15 protein-coding genes are annotated in these 18289 nt (G+C 69.4%); 11 read left to right on the forward strand and 4 right to left on the reverse strand.

Going from position 1 to position 18289, the window contains the following annotated elements; translation table 11 throughout:
* Positions 1 to 52: 52 nt before the first annotated feature.
* The 9 genes from ACIP79_RS11500 to ACIP79_RS11540 all read left to right on the forward strand — a co-directional run bounded on the left by ACIP79_RS11500 (position 53) and on the right by ACIP79_RS11540 (position 13573).
* Positions 53 to 1672, forward strand: a complete 1620-nt coding sequence (locus ACIP79_RS11500; RefSeq protein WP_401222153.1) for an MFS transporter — start codon at positions 53 to 55, stop codon at positions 1670 to 1672.
* Between the two features lie 59 nt (positions 1673 to 1731).
* On the forward strand, positions 1732 to 2040 hold the full coding sequence (locus tag ACIP79_RS11505; protein ID WP_387179853.1) for an antibiotic biosynthesis monooxygenase family protein: 309 nt from the start codon (positions 1732 to 1734) through the stop codon (positions 2038 to 2040).
* 640 nt (positions 2041 to 2680) lie between these two features.
* A complete protein-coding gene (locus ACIP79_RS11510) occupies positions 2681 to 3442 on the forward strand; it encodes an SDR family NAD(P)-dependent oxidoreductase (protein WP_401222155.1) in 762 nt (253 codons plus the stop codon).
* 17 nt (positions 3443 to 3459) lie between these two features.
* Positions 3460 to 4509, forward strand: coding sequence for an LLM class F420-dependent oxidoreductase (locus tag ACIP79_RS11515; RefSeq protein WP_401222157.1), 1050 nt, complete (start codon positions 3460 to 3462; stop codon positions 4507 to 4509).
* A 581-nt stretch (positions 4510 to 5090) separates the two neighbouring features.
* Positions 5091 to 7997, forward strand: coding sequence for an AAA family ATPase (locus ACIP79_RS11520; protein ID WP_401222159.1), 2907 nt, complete (start codon positions 5091 to 5093; stop codon positions 7995 to 7997).
* Between the two features lie 298 nt (positions 7998 to 8295).
* Entirely contained in the window at positions 8296 to 9549 is a 1254-nt protein-coding gene (locus ACIP79_RS11525) for a cytochrome P450 (RefSeq protein ID WP_401222161.1), read from the forward strand.
* 196 nt (positions 9550 to 9745) lie between these two features.
* Positions 9746 to 10996, forward strand: coding sequence for a cytochrome P450 (locus ACIP79_RS11530; protein ID WP_401222163.1), 1251 nt, complete (start codon positions 9746 to 9748; stop codon positions 10994 to 10996).
* A gap of 275 nt (positions 10997 to 11271) precedes the next feature.
* Positions 11272 to 12033 (forward strand): hypothetical protein, encoded by a 762-nt coding sequence (locus ACIP79_RS11535; protein WP_401222165.1) that lies wholly within the window; start codon positions 11272 to 11274, stop codon positions 12031 to 12033.
* The gene (locus ACIP79_RS11540; RefSeq protein WP_401222167.1) at positions 12005 to 13573 is read left to right on the forward strand and encodes an acyl-CoA carboxylase subunit beta; all 1569 of its coding nucleotides are present in this window, start codon (positions 12005 to 12007) and stop codon (positions 13571 to 13573) included. Before ACIP79_RS11535 ends, ACIP79_RS11540 begins: the two co-directional genes overlap by 29 nt.
* A gap of 40 nt (positions 13574 to 13613) precedes the next feature.
* Here the strand turns inward: ACIP79_RS11540 and ACIP79_RS11545 are convergent, their stop codons facing one another.
* Together ACIP79_RS11545 and ACIP79_RS11550 are read right to left on the reverse strand one after the other, a co-directional pair.
* Positions 13614 to 13955 carry a hypothetical protein gene (locus tag ACIP79_RS11545; protein WP_401222169.1) on the reverse strand — a complete coding sequence of 114 codons (342 nt, stop codon included), beginning with the start codon at positions 13953 to 13955 and terminating at the stop codon, positions 13614 to 13616.
* Between the two features lie 60 nt (positions 13956 to 14015).
* Positions 14016 to 15107: a DUF3500 domain-containing protein gene (locus ACIP79_RS11550; protein ID WP_401222171.1), complete on the reverse strand. Its 1092-nt coding sequence runs from the start codon at positions 15105 to 15107 to the stop codon at positions 14016 to 14018.
* Positions 15108 to 15171: 64 nt separating this feature from the next.
* Between ACIP79_RS11550 and ACIP79_RS11555 the strand changes: the two genes are divergently transcribed.
* Positions 15172 to 15333: a hypothetical protein gene (locus ACIP79_RS11555; RefSeq protein ID WP_401222173.1), complete on the forward strand. Its 162-nt coding sequence runs from the start codon at positions 15172 to 15174 to the stop codon at positions 15331 to 15333.
* A 264-nt stretch (positions 15334 to 15597) separates the two neighbouring features.
* Here the strand turns inward: ACIP79_RS11555 and ACIP79_RS11560 are convergent, their stop codons facing one another.
* Entirely contained in the window at positions 15598 to 16428 is an 831-nt protein-coding gene (locus ACIP79_RS11560) for an SDR family NAD(P)-dependent oxidoreductase (RefSeq protein ID WP_401222175.1), read from the reverse strand.
* 85 nt (positions 16429 to 16513) lie between these two features.
* Between ACIP79_RS11560 and ACIP79_RS11565 the strand changes: the two genes are divergently transcribed.
* Positions 16514 to 17365 carry a helix-turn-helix transcriptional regulator gene (locus ACIP79_RS11565; RefSeq protein WP_401222177.1) on the forward strand — a complete coding sequence of 284 codons (852 nt, stop codon included), beginning with the start codon at positions 16514 to 16516 and terminating at the stop codon, positions 17363 to 17365.
* A 52-nt stretch (positions 17366 to 17417) separates the two neighbouring features.
* Here the strand turns inward: ACIP79_RS11565 and ACIP79_RS11570 are convergent, their stop codons facing one another.
* Positions 17418 to 18254, reverse strand: a complete 837-nt coding sequence (locus ACIP79_RS11570; RefSeq protein ID WP_401222179.1) for an NmrA family NAD(P)-binding protein — start codon at positions 18252 to 18254, stop codon at positions 17418 to 17420.
* Positions 18255 to 18289 lie beyond the last annotated feature (35 nt).

Raw genomic sequence — 18289 nt, forward strand, 5'->3', positions numbered from 1 at the left:
GTCCGCCTCCCGCTGTACGCGGGCATGATCACAGGAACAGAAGGATTTTCTCATGGAAACTACCGCGACCGGGTCCCCGTTGAGGGCTGGAGGCCGGGAATGGTTGGGACTGGCCGTACTGGCCCTGCCGACCCTGCTGACATCCTTGGACACGAGTGTGCTCTTCCTGGCGCTCCCGCACATCAGCGCCGACCTGGACCCCAGCGGCACCCAGCAGCTCTGGATCGTCGACATCTACGCCCTGATGATCGCGGGCTTCCTGGTGACGATGGGAACGCTCGGTGACCGCATCGGCCGCCGTCTGCTGCTGCTGATCGGCGCCTCTCTCTTCGCCGTGGCCTCGGTGCTGGCCGCCTACTCCTCCAGCGCGGAGATGCTGATCGCCACCCGCGCGCTGCTCGGCATCGCCGGCGCCACCCTGATGCCGTCCACACTCGGCCTGATCCGCAACATGTTCCAGGACCCCGCGCAGCGGGCGGTGGCCATCGCGGCCTGGATGAGCACCTTCATGCTGGGCATCGCCATCGGCCCGCTGGCCGGTGGCGCGCTGCTGGACAGCTTCTGGTGGGGCTCCGTCTTCCTGCTCGGCGTGCCGGTGATGCTCGTACTGCTCCTCACCGGGCCGTTGCTGCTGCCTGAGTTCCGCTCCGACGAGGCGGGCCGGGTGGACCTCGGCAGCGTCCTGCTGTCCCTGCTGACCATGATGCCGATCTTCTACGGCATCAAGGAACTGGCCGCTGACGGTCCGGGGTTCCTCCCGCTGGGCGCCCTTGTGGTCGGCGCCGTCTTCGGCGTCCTGTTCGTGATGCGGCAGAACCGCCTCACCTCCCCGCTGCTGGACCTGTCGTTCTTCAGGAACAGCACCTTCTCCTCCGCCCTGACCGTCATGCTCATCGGCTCCGCCGTGATGGGCGGCATCACCCTCTCCATCAGCCAGTTCCTCCAGCTCGTGGAGGGGATGTCCCCGATGCGGGCCGGCCTCTGGCTGCTTCCCGCCGCCGTGTCCGTGATCGTCAGCGGCATGGCCTCAGTGGGCCTGGCGCAGAAGCTGGGCGCGGGCAACGTCATCTGTGGCGGCCTGCTGTTCACCGTCATCGGCGGCGTGATGCTCTCCCAGGTGGACGACTCCTCGGGCGTCGGCTACGTCATCACCTGCTTCTCTCTCGTCTACTTCGGCATCGGCCCGATGTCGGCGCTGACCACGGACATCGTCGTCGGCTCCGCGCCGGCGGAGAAGGCCGGGTCCGCCGCATCGACCTCCGAGACCAGTACCCAGCTGGGCGTGGCCCTCGGCGTCGCCTGCCTCGGCAGCGTCGGCTCGGTGGTGTACAGCAACGAGGTCGAGGGCGCGGTTCCCTCCGACGTACTGGGGGACGCGGCCGCGACCGCCAACGACTCGCTCGCCGGCGCTGTCACCGTCGCACCCCAGCTGCCCGGCGACGCGGGCGCCGCCCTCCTGGAGAGCGCAAGGTCGGCCTTCGTCAGCGGCATGGGTGCGGTCGGCGTCACCATCGGCGTCCTGGTCGCCGCGATGGTCGTCCTCAGCGCGGTCAAGCTCCGCAAGGGCCCCAGCGGCGGCGGGGATCAGCCCGCAGGCCCCGCCGCGGACGACGGCGAGGCTCCGGACGCGATGGCCAAGGCCAAGCCCGTCCCGAGCAGCGAGAGCATCTAGGCGCTATACCGCCTCGATATCAGCCCGGTCAACACTGAACCAAGAACTAGGGGACCCCAGTGAATGTCGAACACGCGCTGCTCACCGTGGCAGACGGCCAGAGCGAGAAGTTCGAGGAGGCCTTCGCGGTCGCTCAGGAGGTCATCGTCAAGGCCGAAGGCTGCCTCTTCGTGGACCTGCTGCGCCAGACCGGCAGCACCACCAGCTACCTGCTGATCGTCGCCTGGGCCTCGCACGCCGCCGCCACCGACGGCTTCCGGGGCTCGGAGTTCTTCGCGCCGTGGAACGAGCTGCTGACGCCGTTCTTCACCACCGCGCCGGAACACATCTACTTCGACCTGCTCTCCCACTTCCCGCCGGAGTCCTGAGCACCCGGAGTACGTTCCCACAACCCCGGCACTTCGCCTTGACGGGCTCCCCCGGTCGTCGAGGCGAAGTCCCGGTCCTGTCCGGTGGGTATTCGCAGGCCTGCGAATACCCACCGGACACACCTCTTGGAGGCCCGCCCGGCACGGGCGCCCATCTGCCGCCGATTGAGGGGTTGTTCGTAGGGGTGGGGCTGTCCCTAGCATCGGACCGACCGGATGCGGACGGGGACATCCCCCACCCGGCACGGAGAACGGACCGGAGACATGCGGCGGAATGACGTCCACGTGAGTTCGTCCGCCGCGAGGCTGGGGCGGACGGAGGGTCTCGGTGCGGCGACCGAAGAGTGCCGCGCTCGGGGGGAGTTCGCGGAGGACGACGACAACTCCGTGTGTGTCGCGGCCGGTCCCGCCCCCGCCGCGGAATCGCGCGAGACGTGCGACGGCCGCCTGACGCCGGTGGAGTCGCCGGCCACCAGTTCGGCGCCGCCGCTCCCCTGGCCGGTCGGTCCGCGCGACCACAACCGGGATTGGCTGACATCTTCGCCGTCCCCGACTCTTCCACCGCCGATCCGCCCCTCCGCGTCCGGCGGTTCAGACCTCTCCTCTTCGTTCACACCTACGAGACCGACCAGGCGGACATGTGGAGACAGCGAACAGCGTTGTACTGATCACCGGCGGCGCCTCGGGCCTCGGCCTGGCGACGGCCCGTCGATTCGTCGCGGCGGGCTGCCGCGTGGTCATCGCCGACCTGCCTGAGTCGAAGGGCTTGGCCGTCGTCGGTGAGCTGGGTGAACGGGCGCGCTTCGCGCCCACCGACGTCACCCGCGAGGAGGAGGTCGAAGCAGCCCTGGACGCATCGGCAGAGCTGGGCCCGCTGCGGATCGTCGTCAACTGCGCGGGTGTCGTCAACAGCATCAGGACCACCGGCCGCCAGGGCCCTTTCCCGCTCGACGAGTTCGACCGTGTCGTCCGTGTCAACCTGGTCGGCACCTTCAACGTCATCCGGCTCGCGGCGGCCCGTATGGCCGAGACCGAGGAGGCCGGCGGCGAGCGTGGTGTCATCATCACCACCGCGTCGGTCGCGGCCTTCGACGGCCAGGTCGGGCAGGCCGCCTACGCCGCCTCCAAGGGGGGTGTCGCCAGCATGACCCTGCCCGTCGCCCGCGACCTGGCCGCCCGGAAGATCCGAGTCGTCTGCATCGCGCCGGGCATCTTCGACACGGCGATGGTCGCCGGGCTGCCTCCCGCTGCCGTGGAGTCGCTCAGGGCCCAGACCCAGCACCCCGCCAGGCTCGGCGACCCGGACGAGTACGCGGCGCTCGCCGCACACATCGTGACGAACCAGATGCTGAACGGCGAGGTCATCCGCCTGGACGGCGCCATCCGCATGGCACCCCGCTGACACAGGGAGGACCCGCAGTGCGCATCGGAATGCGGCTCGAACACACCGACGGCTTCGCCGAGTCCGTCGAGGAACTGCCCGACCTCGAACGCGCGGGCCTGGCGATCGTCTTCGTACCCGAGCTCTACGGCTTCGACGCCGTCAGCCGTCTCGGCTACATCGCGGCCCGGACCGAACGTCTGGAGCTGGCCTCGGGCATCATGCAGATCTACTCCCGCACCCCTACCCTCACTGCCATGACCGCGGCCGGACTCGACGCCGTATCCGGCGGCCGGTTCACCCTGGGGCTGGGCGTGTCCGGCCCACAGGTCATCGAAGGATTCCACGGGGTGCCCTACGACGCCCCGTTGGGCCGCATGCGCGAGGTCGTCGAGATCTGCCGCCGGGTCTGGCGCCGTGAGCTTCTCGTCCACGACGGCAGGCACTACCGGATACCCCTGCCCGAGGAGCGCGGCACCGGGTTCGGCAAGCCGCTGAAACTGCTCAACCGGCCGCCGCGCGAGCGCGTACCCATCATGATCGCCGCCACCGGGCCGAAGAACGTCGCGCTCGCCGCCGAGGTCGCCGAGGTGTGGGAGCCGATCTTCTTCCACCCGGAGAAGGCGAAGGAGGTCTTCGGGGCGGCGCTCGCCGCCGGGCTCGCCAAGCGTGACCCGGACCTCGGGCGGCTGCGCGTCTGCGTCGACGTACCGGTCGCCTTCACCGACGACGTGCCCGACGCGCTGGAGGCCGCCCGCGCCCGGCTGGCGTTCTACATCGGCGGCATGGGCGCGCGTGGCCGCAACTACTACAACGACCTGGCCCGGCGCTACGGCTACGAGGCCGAGGCCAAGCTGATCCAGGACCTGTACCTGGAGGGCCACCGGGCCGAGGCGGTCGCATGCGTGCCCACGGAGCTGGCCGAGGCCGTCTGCCTGGTCGGCCCGCCGGAGCGGATCGCCGAGCGCATCGCGGCGTTCGCGGAGGCCGGCGTGGAGACACTGTGCCTGAGCCCGGTGGGCAGGACGGGCATGGACCGGGCCGGCCGGCTGCGCCTGGTCGAGCGGGTCGCCGAGCTGGCCGGCTGACGAAGCGGCGCCGACCAGGTCGTCCAACGCTACTGGCGCCATAGCCATAGCCATAGCCATAGTCATAGTCATGTCTGGGAATCATCGACCAAGGATCCGCGAGGGTCGAATTCGAGCCATAGCCGCTCACTTTTTCCCGCCCTGGGATACGGCTGGTCAACGGCCTTTCGTTACGCGGTGTAGGCGTTTCGGTACCTGCCCCGCAGTACAGCACGTAGGTGCGGAATGCCTCATTCGCCGTGCAGCGCATGCGCCTTCGGCCGACCCGCACTTTTCGGCAGGATTTTTCGCGGCCGTAACACAGAAATGGCGAGATTGACTATGGTGGCATAGTCGGAGTACTAGAGATATCCATTAGACTAGCGCCACACGGGGGAAAATCGAGTGTAACGGACATGATCGACGTAAGTGGAACCTTGCTCGCAGCAGCGAAGCAGCTCCCATAGGGAGGCCACGGCGTCGCACCCTTCCCTCGTGGCATCAGTTCGCATTCGTTTGCCGCGCATTCGTGCCGATGACCACCATCCAGCACTCCGATAAGCGGAGGAGGAATGCGCGCTTTCTAGGGGGAGAATAGTGCGATGATGGCAACGACTACGCTGTGGAAGCAGGAGAGGGCCGGAGAGTTACTGGCGTCATCCGGGCTGTATGAGCGGCATGACGCCCTTGCCTCGCTCTTCTCGCTGTACCGCGATTCGCTCGAAGGGGAAACCCGGCTCGCCGTCGTGGGCGGACCGGTGGGCAGTGGCAAGGCCACGCTGCTGCGCACGTTCGCCGAGTGGGTGACTCGCTCAGGTGCCGTGTATCTCTCGGCCGACGCATCGCGTTCAGAACGGAGTATTCCGTTCGGCGTGCTGGCCCAGCTTCTGAGAAACCCTGAAATACCACCCCAAATCGCGCAACAAACAGCGGCTCTGCTCGACGAGGTCTCGCTGGCGACCGGCGGCACCTCCGCCGAGGAGACCCGCGCCCAGCCAGGTTCTGAGGTGCCGCCCCTGCTCTTCCACCGCATGTGCATGCTCCTGCTCGACCTCGCACAGCGCACCCGCCGCCCACTCGTGATCGGTGTCAACGACGCGCAGGAAGCGGACCTGGCGACGCTGCGGTGTCTGTCGTTCCTCACCCGCCGGCTGCAGCGGGGACACCTGCTGACCGTGCTCAATCACGCCGTCCACTCCGAGCCGCTCACCATCCTCTTCGAAGCCGAGATGCCCTCAGAACCGATTCTGTGCCGCATCTCGCTGCCGCTGCTCACTCCGCGAGGCGTGGAGGCGATGCTGGCCGAGAACCTCGGGCGGATGACCGCGCGACGGCTGGTCGCCGACGCGTTCGTCGTCAGCGGCGGCAATCCGCTCCTGGTCAACGGGCTCATCGAGGACAACCGCGCAAGCAGAGGGGACGGGCCGTCGGCGCTGGTCGTCGGCGCCTCGTTCAAAGAGGCCCTGCTCAGCTCCCTCTACCGGTGCGGCCAGGCCGCACTCGAAGTCGCCCGGGAAATCGCGGTACTTGGCGACTCGGCGACCTCGGCACTGGTCAGCTGCCTGATCGGCATGGACAGCAACTCCGTGCAGCGGACCATCTGGGCGCTCGACGAGACCGGTGTGCTGGCCGACGGGCGCTTCCGCCACTCGGAGGCCAAGGCCGCGGTCCTCGCCGGCCTGACCGCGGAGGACCGGACCAACCGGCATACCAGGGCGGCCGACGCGCTGTTCCGAACCGGTGCCTCGACCACTGAGGTCGCCAAGCACCTGCTGGCCGCCGAGCGCACCCCGCCCTGCGGCGTGCCCCTGCTGCGTTCCGCGGCGGAGGAGGCCCTCGCGGACGGCGACGTCGATCTCGCGCTGAGCTTCCTGCGGCTGGCGTACCTGGGGACCCCGGTCCCCGACGAGCAGGCCGCGACCGTGGCGATGATCGTACGTGTCGGGTGGCGGTCCGACCCGGACCTGACCACCCGCCATCTGCCCGACCTGGCCGACGCCGCCCGCCACGGGCACCTGATGGGCTCCGAGGTGTCGTTGCTCGTCCAGGCCATGCTCTGGTTCGGGCAGGCCGAGCAGGTCTGTGAACTGCTGACGGAGGTCGCGGGCAAGCCGGACATGTGCACCCCGAGCACCGCCGCGTACCTGGAAGCCTCCAGGCTCTGGCTGCACTCCGTCTTCCCCGGCACGGCGGGGCAGCAGATCGCGGGCGGCCCGGACGGTACCGACAGGGGTGGCTCAGGCGAGGGCGCGCCGAGCGCCGCGACGGTGAGCATCAGCCCCTCGCTGGAGGTGGCCAGGCTGCTGACCCAGCTGACGATGCAGGGGCCGACCGCCGCGCTGGTCGACCGGGCGGAACGGCAGCTGCGGGCGCACCGCCTGGGCGAGCGCTCGGTGTCCTGCCTCGTCGTCGCGCTGCTGGTGCTGATCGTCAGCGATCGGCTGAGCACCGCGGAGCAGTGGTGCGAGTCCCTGTGCGAACAGGAGGAGGCGGCGAACGCGCCCACCTGGCATGGCCAGTTCGCCGCGCTGCGCGCGGAGATCTACCTGCGCCGCGGCAACATGCGGATGGCCGAGCACTACGCGCACATCGCCCTGACCGTGCTGCCGCCGCGCAGCTGGGGGGTCGCGGTCGGCTTCCCGCTGAGCATCCTGATCCAGGCGACCACGTCGCTCGGCAAGTGCGACGAGGCGCGCCGGCATCTGGAGATACCGGTGCCCGACGCCATGTTCGAAACCCCTGTGGGCCTGCGCTATCTGCAGGCCCGCGGTCGTTGCCACCTCGCGGACGGGCAGTTCCACTCGGCGCTGGAGGGCTTCCTGACGATCGGCGAACTGGCCGGACGCTGGGGAATGGACCTGCCCTCGATACTGCCCTGGCGCACCGACGCGGCGCAGGCGTGCCTGGCGCTCGGCCTCAAGCAGCGGTCCTGGGAACTGGCGACGGAACAACTCGCCCGCTGCGCCACCTCCGCGTCCCCCCGCATCAGGGCCGTCACGCTTCGGGTGCTGGCCGCCTCCAGCGGGCCGGCCGAGCGGTCCAAGCTGCTGCGGCAGGCGTTCGAGGTGCTCCGGCAGTGTGACGACCGCGGACAGCTGGCGCACCCGCAGTACGACCTCAGCTGGTCGCGGCAGATGTTTCCGGAGTCCTCCGCGCCCGAGGCGTCGGAGCACTCCGGTGCCTCGGAGGGCGGGGTCGTGGAGCGGGCGCCGCTGGGGGCTTACGTGGCGGACAGCGAGCCGGAGGTGGCGGACGGCGCCGAGGGGGCCCGTCCCGTCGTGCTCAGCACGGCCGAACTGCGGGTGGCCTCGCTGGCCGCCCACGGCCTCAGCAACCGAGAGATCGCAGGCAAGCTCTACGTCACGATCAGCACGGTGGAACAGCATCTGACCCGGACGTACCGGAAGCTCCGGGTCACGCGGTCCGAGCTGCCTCGGGCCCTGCATCGCGCCACCTACCGGGCGTCCGGGCGGAGCGCGCTGGGGTCCGGCCCCGCGCGGGCGCCGTAATTCTTCGGACTTCGGATACTTCCCGGCGCATCCCGGATATCTCACGCACGCTCTGAGCAACCTGCCGGACATGTACACGCGGCGCCCGCGCGAGGCGGGCGCCGCGTCGGCTGGACCCCGCCGGCCAAGATCGGCACAACTGACGAAGCGCCACTGGGCATGACCCCCTTTAAGGGGTGCTCAATTTTCTGGGGTTGACTTTAGGGGGATGCTCCGACCTAGCGTTAATGAGGTTCGCGAGGTTCGCCCAGAATTTCCGCGGGGATTGTCGGGAAATTCGTGAGACAAGGATTTGTGCATGAGCGAACTGCCCGTATTCGACCCCAGTCAGATACCGCAATTGCTGCCCTTCGACCCGCTGGACCCGGTCGTCCACCACAACCCGTATCCGACGTATCAGAAGATCCGCGAGGAACACGGCGAGACGTATTCGTCGCCCCTGGGCCTGATCAGCGTCCTCAGCCACAAGGCCGCTTCCCAGGTGCTGACCAGTCCCAAGTTCGGATGGGGTGACAACCCCATGATGCATGACCAGATGGTCAAGGCACCGAATGATCCTGATGGGCCGCTCAGGCCGGTTCTGCAGTTCATGGACCCGCCCGATCACACGCGGCTGCGGCGGCTGGTCTCGAGGGCGTTCACGCCCCGGACGGTGGAACGGCTACGGCCCAAAATCGCCGAGTACATGGTCAAGCTGATCGACGATGCGCTGGCGGCTCGTGACGCCGATGGTGTCGTCGATCTCCACAAGACGGTGATCAGTCCACTGGCGCCCATGATGCTCAGCGATCTGCTGAACGTGCCGGACAAGTACCACGCGCGGTTCCTGACCTTCTTCCGGGCCAGCGCCACCGGCATCGACCCCTCCTTCCTGCTCACCCCCGAGCAGATCAAGGCCCGCGACGAGGCGCGTGCGGACTTCATGAACGTCGGCATGGAACTGGCGGTCGAACGCCGGGCCAACCCGGGCGATGACCTGGTCAGCCAGCTGATCATGGCCGAGCAGGACGGCGACTCGCTCGACGAGGGCGAGGTGGCGATCTCGATAATGATGCTGCTGTCCGCGGGGACCGGCGCCACCACCGGCATGCTCGCCAACTGCGCCTTCACGCTCCTGCGCCACCCCGAGCAACTCGCGTGGCTGCGCGAGCACCCTGACCGGATCGCCCCCGCGGTCGAGGAGTTGACACGCTACGACACCCCGCTGCAGAGCACCTTCCGCACCGCGTTGGAGCCCACCGAGGTGGCCGGCGTTCCGATGGGCGCCGGCCAGCCGGTGATCGTGCTGTTCGGCGCGGCCAACCGGGACCCGGTGGCGTACGAGGACCCCGACCGCCTCGACCTGTCGCGCGACTCGATCAACCACCTCGGGTTCGGCCACGGCATCCACTTCTGCGTGGCGGCGCCGGTCGCCAGGCTCACCACGCAGGCCGCGTTGCAGGCCCTTATCGGCTTCGACATCGAATTGGCCGACGATGACCCGGCCCGCCCCCCGGGCATGGTCATGCGAACCATCGATGAGCTGCCGGTCCGGCTCGGAGCCCGCCTCTGACGGGGGGAAAGCGGGCAGCCCCGGCCCCGCCCCGGCCGCCACACCGCGGCCGGGGCCTCGCCGTTGGGCGGGTTCGGCACGCATGCGCCCCGAGAACTAAGAGGGGTTGACAGTAGGGGCAGGAATTTTGGAACCATTTCACCGAAGAGGACACGACCCATTTGCGTGCCATCGCCGATAAACGGAGGCCACCGCAGTGACCGGAGAATCAGACACCTCGACGGAGAACGCGGGCCAGGAGGGGAAAGCACCCGAAACACTGGATGAGCGCATCCGCGAGTGGAGCCTTTACCAGCCCTGGCTGCAGAGCGACCCCACGCCCTATTGGCAGGAGATGCGCGACCACACCCCGCTGGCGCGCTCGGAGGAACTGGGCGGCTACTGGATCCTCACCCGCTACGCCGACATGGTGTCGGTGGCCAAGCAGCCCGAGATCTTCTCCAACACCTATTTCTCCATTCCGCCGCACGATCCGCTGCCTGACAAGGCTATTCCGATCCAGCTCAACGGAGATGAGCACCGGGCGTGGCGCAGGGCCCTGTCTGAGCTGTTCAGCCCGGCGGCGATGCGGCACTTCGCCGCCGAGATCACCAAGGCCACCGCCGATGCCATCGATCCGGTGCTCCCGCGCGGCCGCTGCGAGTTCATCTCCGAGGTGGCCGTGCGGCTGCCGGCCGAGTCGTTCCTCATCACCTTCGGAATCGAACGTAGCCACCTGGACCGCGTGCTGGAGTACGTGAGGTGGCTGCGCGCCAACTGGTCGAAGGCCGGGAACCAGGCCGAGATCGTCGCCGGCTCCCGCCCCCTGTGGGAATTCCTCGGCGAGATGCTCGACCTGCGCATAGCCGAGGGGACCGAGGGCCGGCGGGATGTCTTCAGCCGACTGCTCGAGGCGTCCCTCGACGGGCGTGAGATCACCCGGGACGAGATGATCAACGCGGCCTTCACCAACCTGTTCGCGGCATTCGACACCACGACCGCCGCCCTGGCCCTGACCTTCCACCACTTGGCCCGCAACCCCGAACTCCAGCGGCAGGTGGCCGCGTCGCCGAAGGCCGCCGCGGCCGCGACCGAGGAGGGCCTGCGGCTGTTCGGCGTGGCCACCACGGCCACGGTGGTCGCGGAGGACACCGAGTTGCACGGCCGGACACTGCGCAAGGGCGACATGGTGCAGATCCCCTGGGGCCTGTCGGGGCTCGATCCGGAGGCGTTCGACCGCCCGGAGGAGTTCGACCTCACGCGGACCAACAACCGGCACATCGCGTTCGGTACCGGCCCGCACCGGTGCATCGGCGCGCACTTGGCCCGCCGTACCATCCAGACTGCGCTGGAGGTGTGGCACAGCAAGGTCGCCCGCTACGAGATCACGCCGGGCAGCGAACCCGTCCACCACTTCGGGAACGTCCGCGGGATCAGCCGCCTGGAACTCAGCATCGAGCCCGCCTAGGTGATTGGCTCGAACGAAGGCGAGATGGACCCCCGGCGCTGCGCGGCGACTGCCGGGCGATCGAGACATGAAAGAACCTGAGGTTGTCGGGGAACCGCGGGCCGTACGTGGCCGGTCGCGCGGTTCCCCGCGCCCCATACGGGGCGCTCTCCCTCATGTCGGTTTCCTCGGTGCCCTCTTCGAAGTAGGCACGTGTTCCCGGCACGGACCACACCTCAAGCCACCACCGACGCCACGGCGGCACCCCGCCGGGTGAACAGGGGGAGCTCACCACCATGTTGAAGCCATTCGGCGCGGCGTCGTCCGGGCCGCAGGAACCACCGGACCGGGCGGTCGCCGTCTCGTTCCACGGACTGACCGGGACTCTCGCGCGTCCGGCACCCGGATGGACCGCGCTCGCCGAGGACGCCTTCGAGCGCCAGGACGGGACCTCGGGCGCCGGCTGGGCCATCGCGGGTCCCGATCTCTTCCATATGGGCATGGCACTGACCGGGGCCGCGTCGGGCGTCGAACTCCACTCCAATCTGGACACGCTGGGCGGCGCGCTCAGGAGCGGGGCCCGGATGCCGTCGGCCGTCGTACTGCCCGTGGCACCGGACCTGGCCGGCCCCGCAAGGACGACAAGGCTCGCGCGGCGCTGGCTGGACGACGATCGCTTCCGGGGCGGCCGCCTGACCGTGGTGACCCGCGGAGCGGTTACGGCCGTCGCCTGCGACGAGGCGCCGGACCCCGCGCCGGCCGCCGTCTGGGAGGCGGTACGCGCGTTGCTGCCGCGGCATCCCGGCCGACTGGCCCTGCTCGACCTGGGGGCGGCGGGCGAATCGATGCGCCGGCTCGCGAACGCCCTGCTCTGCGACGCCGGCGAGCTTGCGCTGCGGTCGGGAAAGGTGCTGACGCGCCGTCAGGAGGCCGCCGCCGAGGGCGTACGGAGGCTTGCCCTCGGGTCTCTCCCCGCCCCGCCCGACCTCGTACCGGACAGTCGCCGCCGCCACCGAACGGGAGAGAAGCATGTATGTGACCGAGGAAAACGCCGCTGACTCCGGGTCGGCGGAGCTCCTGCGCCGCAAGGAGGAAGCCCGCCAAGGCCCCGATCCGGCGGGCACGGAGAAGCAGCACGCCAAGGGCAAGCTGACCGCGCGGGAGCGGATCGAACTGCTCCTGGACGAGGGGACGTTCCACGAGATCGAGCCGTTGCGCCGACATCGCGCCGTCGGGTTCGGGCTGGAGGCCAAGCGCCCTTACACCGATGGCGTGGTCACCGGCTGGGGCACCGTCCACGGGCGCAAGGTATTCGTGTACGCGCACGACTTCCGCATCTTCGGCGGCGCTCTGGGCGAGGCGCACGCCGAGAAGATACACAAGCTGATGGACCTGGCCGCCTCCTCGGGGGCCCCGCTGGTCTCCCTCAACGACGGCGCCGGCGCCCGCATCCAGGAAGGGGTGACGGCGCTTGCCGGTTACGGTGGCATCTTCCGGCGCAACGTACGCAACTCGGGTGTGATCCCCCAGATCTCGGTGATGCTGGGCCCGTCCGCCGGCGGCGCGGCCTATTCCCCGGCGTTGACCGACTTCGTGTTCATGGTCCGGCCCACCTCCCAGATGTTCGTCACCGGCCCGGACGTGGTCCAGGCCGTCACCGGCGAGGAGGTCACGCACGACGCCCTCGGCGGTGCCGACGTGCACGCCGCCACCTCCGGGGTGGCGCACTTCGTGCACGACGACGAGGAGAGCTGCCTGGAGGACGTGCGCTTTCTGCTCTCCCTGCTGCCCGCGAACAACCGTGAACTGCCCCCGCACTACCCGGCCACCGACCCGGCGGACCGGCGTACGGCGGCCTTGCAGGACCTGGTGCCCGCCGGCCCCAACCAGGCCTACGACATGCGCGACGTGATCGCGGAGCTGGCCGACGACGGCGAACTCCTGGAGGTCCACGCGGCCTGGGCGCCCAACATCGTGTGTGTACTGGCCCGCCTGGACGGACACGTCACCGGCGTCGTCGCCAACCAGCCTCAGTCGCTGGCCGGTGCGCTCGACATCCACGCCGCCGAGAAGGCCGCTCGGTTCGTTCAGATGTGCGACTGCTTCAGCATTCCGATCGTCACCCTGGTCGATGTACCCGGCTTTCTGCCCGGCGTGGACCAGGAGCACCACGGCATCATCCGCCACGGGGCCAAGCTTCTGTACGCGTACTGCAACGCCACCGTGCCACGGGTCTCGGTGGTCCTGCGCAAGGCCTATGGCGGTGCGTACATCGTCATGGACTCCCGCTCGGTGGGCGCCGACCTCGCGTACGCCTGGCCTGGGAACGAGATCGCGGTCATGGGCGCGGAAGGCGCCGCCAACATCATTTTCCGCCGGGAGATCGCCGAGTCCGGCGACCCCGACGACACCCGTGCGCGTCTCATCAAGGACTACAAGCAGGAACTCATGCACCCCTACTACGGCGCCGAACGCGGCCTGGTCGACGACGTCATCGACCCCGTGGAGACCCGTCAAATCCTGATCAGGTCCCTGGCGATGCTGCGCACCAAAACCTCGGACCTGCCGCTGCGCAAGCACGGCAACCCGCCACTGTGAGCCCGCCGGAGCCTTTGCCACACGCGCGCCACCGCCACCTTCACCGTCGCCGCGGATCCCGGGGCCAGGCCATGAAGGTCGTGGCCATGGTGGCCAGTGCGAGTCCGGAACCGGCGAGGAGGACGGGTACCGGGTTCCACAGGGTGCTCAGGGTCTGCACGAGCACCGGGAAGGCGAATCCGGCGTAGGCGAGACTGTAGAAGACGGCGATCGCGGTGGCGGCGTGCCGCGGAGGGGCCAGCGATTCCGTCAGCCGCAGTCCGCTCACCAGGAGAATGCCGTAGGCCGAGCCCAGGACGACGGCGGTGGTCATCAGGAGGACGCGGGAGCCGGTGCCCGCGGTGAGCGCAGCGAGGAGCATGCCGACGATCGCAGCGGTCATGCCCACGACCAGGAGGCCCTGCCTTGTTGCGGGTGCCGCCGGATCACTCGGCCGGTCTCGTCAGTGGTCGAGGGCCAGGTGCAGGGCGAGGAGATCCTTGCCGTAGTCGTTGCCGTTGGGGGTGCGGATGATCGCGTGGATGTGACGCTGAGTCATTCCGGTCGGCCAGCCCGCCGCCTTCCCGATGGGCCCGAGGTCCTGGGAGTCGAGTTCGATGAGTACGACGGGGCTGTGGACGCGGTAGTACATCGGGGTGTCGTCGGTGGTGGCGCCGTGCCACGAGAAGTGGGTGTCGTTCTTGTGCTTCTTGATCTCGGCCATCTTGATCCTGGCGTGGCCCTCGTCGACGTTCCCGACGAACAGCTCGACAATCCTCCACAGCTTCGCCAGTTGCGCGGAGGTCAGTTCGGTGGCCGCGATGCCCTCGTACGGCATGACCGCGTTGTCCGAGTACGCGCCGGCCGTCAGGTGCCGGTCGCTGGTGGCGCTCGTGGTGACCGCGACCGCCTGCTGGTCCGCGCTCAGCGAGCGCAGGAGGCCGTAACCGGCGGCGAGTTCGTCCTCGAAGCTCTTCGTGCCCTCGTACTCGCTGTCGATGCCGTAGTTGGCGACGCGCGGCTCGGTGCCCATGAAGGTCGGCGTCATGACGACCTGGTCGCCGAGGACGAAGTAGTCGACGACCAGGTGGTGGCCCTCGAACTGCCAGCCCCACGGCTCCGTGGCCGACGGGGTGCCCATGATGGTCAGCCAGTACAGCTCGTCGTTGAACTGGTCGGTGAGATCGACCAACTGTCCGCCGTAGAGGTTGAGATGACGGACCTTGTCGGCGTTCTTCAGCCCGCGGGCGCTCATGCCCGCCTTCAGGATGGCCAGCGCCTTGAGACGCTGGGCCTTCGTCATGTCCTGCAGGCTCAGACCCGCGTCGCGGTCACCGTCCACGTTGGTCCACAGCCGCCACTGGTCCTGGGCGTAGTCGGACACCTGGACGGGGAAGGCGACGGCCTCGCGCTGAGAGGCCGTGAGGGACGCGAGCCATGCCTTGGCCGCGGCCACGCTCTCCCTCGTGGACACGCCGGTCCGGTGGATGCTGTACAGGTCCTCGATCACGGTGCCGTCCGTGGTCACGCCCGTGAACGCGTCCTTGACCCCCATGCCCCCGCCGCCACCCGGGCCTCCGGTCCCACCGCTCGGGGCACCCGAGGGGACAGCCGATGCCGTGGCCGACGGAGAGGCCGTCGAGGCGGTCAACGACGCATCCGACGACGCGCCCGCCCGGGACACCGCGGCCATCGTGCCGAACGCGGCGACTCCCGCCGCCGCGAACGCGTTCCGCATGAAGCGACGACGCGACGCGAAACCGGGTGAACCGGGCTCGTGACGACGGTGTCCGCGCGCATCCGTACCCTCACGATCCGCGGGCTCGTTGTGCGGCTCAGTCACGGAGTGCTCCCTCTGCTGCTGTCTCCCGGCCTCACGGCAGGAGGCGGCCGTATGCTCTCGCCGGGCGAAATTACCTACGAGACCTATGGATGACGTGTCGATGACGTGTCAGAGCCCCTTGACCGCGTCGTGCGTTCGAGGAGCTCGGAGCCTCGGCGCGAGGATCACGAGAGGAGCGGCTCGGGGTGCGGGGCGCTTCTTTTCAGGCGCCGGCGCCGCCGTCGACCGGGACGATCGCGCCGGTCACGTACGAGGCCCGGTCGCTGAGCAGCCACGCGGCCGCCTCGGCGACTTCGCGGGGCTCGGCCATGCGGCCGAGCGGTGTCCCCGCGGTATTGGCCTCGATGATGCCGGGAGTCGCCGCCTCCCACTCCTCCATCATCTCCGTGGCCGTGCCGCCGGGAGCGATGCCGTTCACCCGGATGCCCTCCGGGGCCCAGGTCACCGCGGCGGTCTCGGTGAGACTGTTGAGCGCGCGCTTCATGGCGCCGTACGCGGGCAGGGGCGGTACCGCGCGGCGGCTGCCGATGCTGGAGGTGTTGACGATCGCCCCGCCGCCGTTCTGCCGCATGAGCGCGGCCTCTGCGGTCATGGCGGTCCAGTGCGAGCGGAAGTTCACCGCGAACTGCCCGTCGATGTCCGCGTCGCTCGTGGTGTCGAGCGGGCCGGGCCGCTGCTGGACGATCGCACCGTTGTTGAAGGCGCCGTCGAGCCGTCCGTGCAGTTCCTCGACACGGTCCACCGCCGCGCGGATGCTCGCGGGGTCGGCGAGGTCCAGGGTGACGGCCTCGGCGACGCCGCCATCGGCACGGATCTCCTTCACGACGCGGTCCAAGGCTTCGGTGCCGCGGGCGGCGAGCACGACGGCGGCGCCCTCGGAGGCGAAGAGCCGAGCCGCGGCCGCCCCGATGCCGCGGCTGGCGCCGGTGATGAACAGGACCTTGCCGGTGAGCAGGCCGATGGGTGCGCTGTGGGTGGCGTTCGTGTCGTTCGTGTTGTTCGTGGCGGTCGTGGTGTTCGTGTCGTTCGTCATGGCAACAGCGTCCGGCCGGCTGCCGGGCGGATACAGGCACAGGCTGTACCAGGATCCGCCGCCGCGCCGCGCGCACACTGGGCGTATGGACAAACAGGAACTCGGCGCGTTCCTCCGCAGCCGTCGCGAGCGGCTCCGCCCGCAGGACGTCGGTCTCGCCTCAGGCCCGCGACGCCGCACACCAGGCCTTCGCCGCGAGGAAGTGGCGGTCCTCGCGCACATCTCCACGGAGTACTACATCCGTCTTGAGCAGGGTCGGGCGCCACGCCCCTCGGGCGACGTCCTGGCCGCGATCGTCGGAGCGCTGCGGCTCACCGACGCGGAGTCCGGCCACCTGCACGTCCTCGCGGGCACCGCGCCGAACCGCACCGGACTGCACCGGCGCGACGTCCGCCCGAGCATCCACGCGCTCCTGGAGCGGCTGCCGCAGACGGCAGGCTTCGTGATGTCCGCCGCGTTCGAGGTCCTCGCCTGGAACGACCTCGCCGCCGCGCTCATGGAGGACTTCGCCCCGCTGGCACCCGAGGACCGCAATCTCGCACGCAGGGTCTTTTCCGGGTCGCAGCCCGGAGACACCACGCTCTACGGGGTCTCCGACGCCGCCGAGTTCCGGCTGAGCGTCGTGACGCAGCTCCACACCACCCTCGCCCGCTACCCCACCGATCCCGTGGTGACCGGCCTCGTCGACGAACTCCGCGATGCGAGCGCCGACTTCACGCGGCTATGGGATCGACACGACGTACAGGCCCCGCCGATGCTCACGAAGACCTTCCGCCACCCGACCGTCGGCGAGGTCACCGTCGACTGCGACACCCTCACCCTCACCGACCGCGACCAGTACCTCGTCCTCTTCACCGCACCACCGGGATCCCCCGACGCCGAGGCCCTCGCTCTGCTGAACGTCCTGGGTGCGGAGGCCACTCACTATCCGCGGTAGCGCGCCGCAGCCGCCCACCGCGAAGTCGGTGACGGCACGCGGGTGTTGGTGTTCAGGTGAATGCCGCGATGTGGTCGGTGATGAAGGTGCGCAGCGGGCGGGGTGCTGTGCCGGTGATCGAGGCGACCTCGTCGGACAGCCATGCGGCGTCGCCGTCGGCGATCAGCCCGAAGGCCTGGGAGTTGGAGGTCGCGACCGCCTCGGGTACGCCCGCCCGGATCATCGCCACCCGGTGCTCGGCGGGAGTGGTCCGGCGGTGTTCGACCGTGCGTCCGAGGGCGTCGGACAACTCCTCGGCGATGACGTCGTAAGTGATCAGGTCCGGCCCGGTCAGCCAGTACGTCCGGCCGGCGTGTGCCTCGGGTGAGGCGGCCACCCTCGCCGCGGTGGCTGCGACGTCACGGGCATCGATCATGCCGACCTGTCCGTCACCGGCGGACATCAGGAACCCGCCCGACTGTCTGACCGTCGGAGCCAGGGCGAGGAGGTTCTGCATGTAGGCGTTCGCCCGCAGCAGCGTGCAGGGGAGTCCGGTGGTTCGCAGATGCTCCTCGATCCGCGCCTGACCGCGGCGGCGCTCGACCGGGGAGTCGGCCGAGGCCTTACTCGTGACTTTGATGATGTGCCGTACGCCCTGGCGTACGGCGCTGTCGACGACCGCGATCTCCTGTGCGGGTACGGCCGGACTGACCAGAATGACGGTCTCGATGCCACGCATGGCCGCGTCGAGCGTGTCCGGGTGGTCGAAGTCGCCGGTGACGACCTCGACGTCGGCTCGGGGCGCGCGGGACGCGTCGCGTACCAGCGCTCTCGTGGACCGGTGCTGGGCGCCGAGCAGCCGGGCGGCTTCGGAGCCGACCTTCCCGGACGCGCCGGTTACCAGAATCATGATGTTCTCCCTTGGAAGAGGCCAGAGGGTGCGGA

This window comes from Streptomyces sp. NPDC088747 (genome assembly GCF_044751025.1).
Taxonomy (GTDB): Bacteria; Actinomycetota; Actinomycetes; order Streptomycetales; family Streptomycetaceae; genus Streptomyces.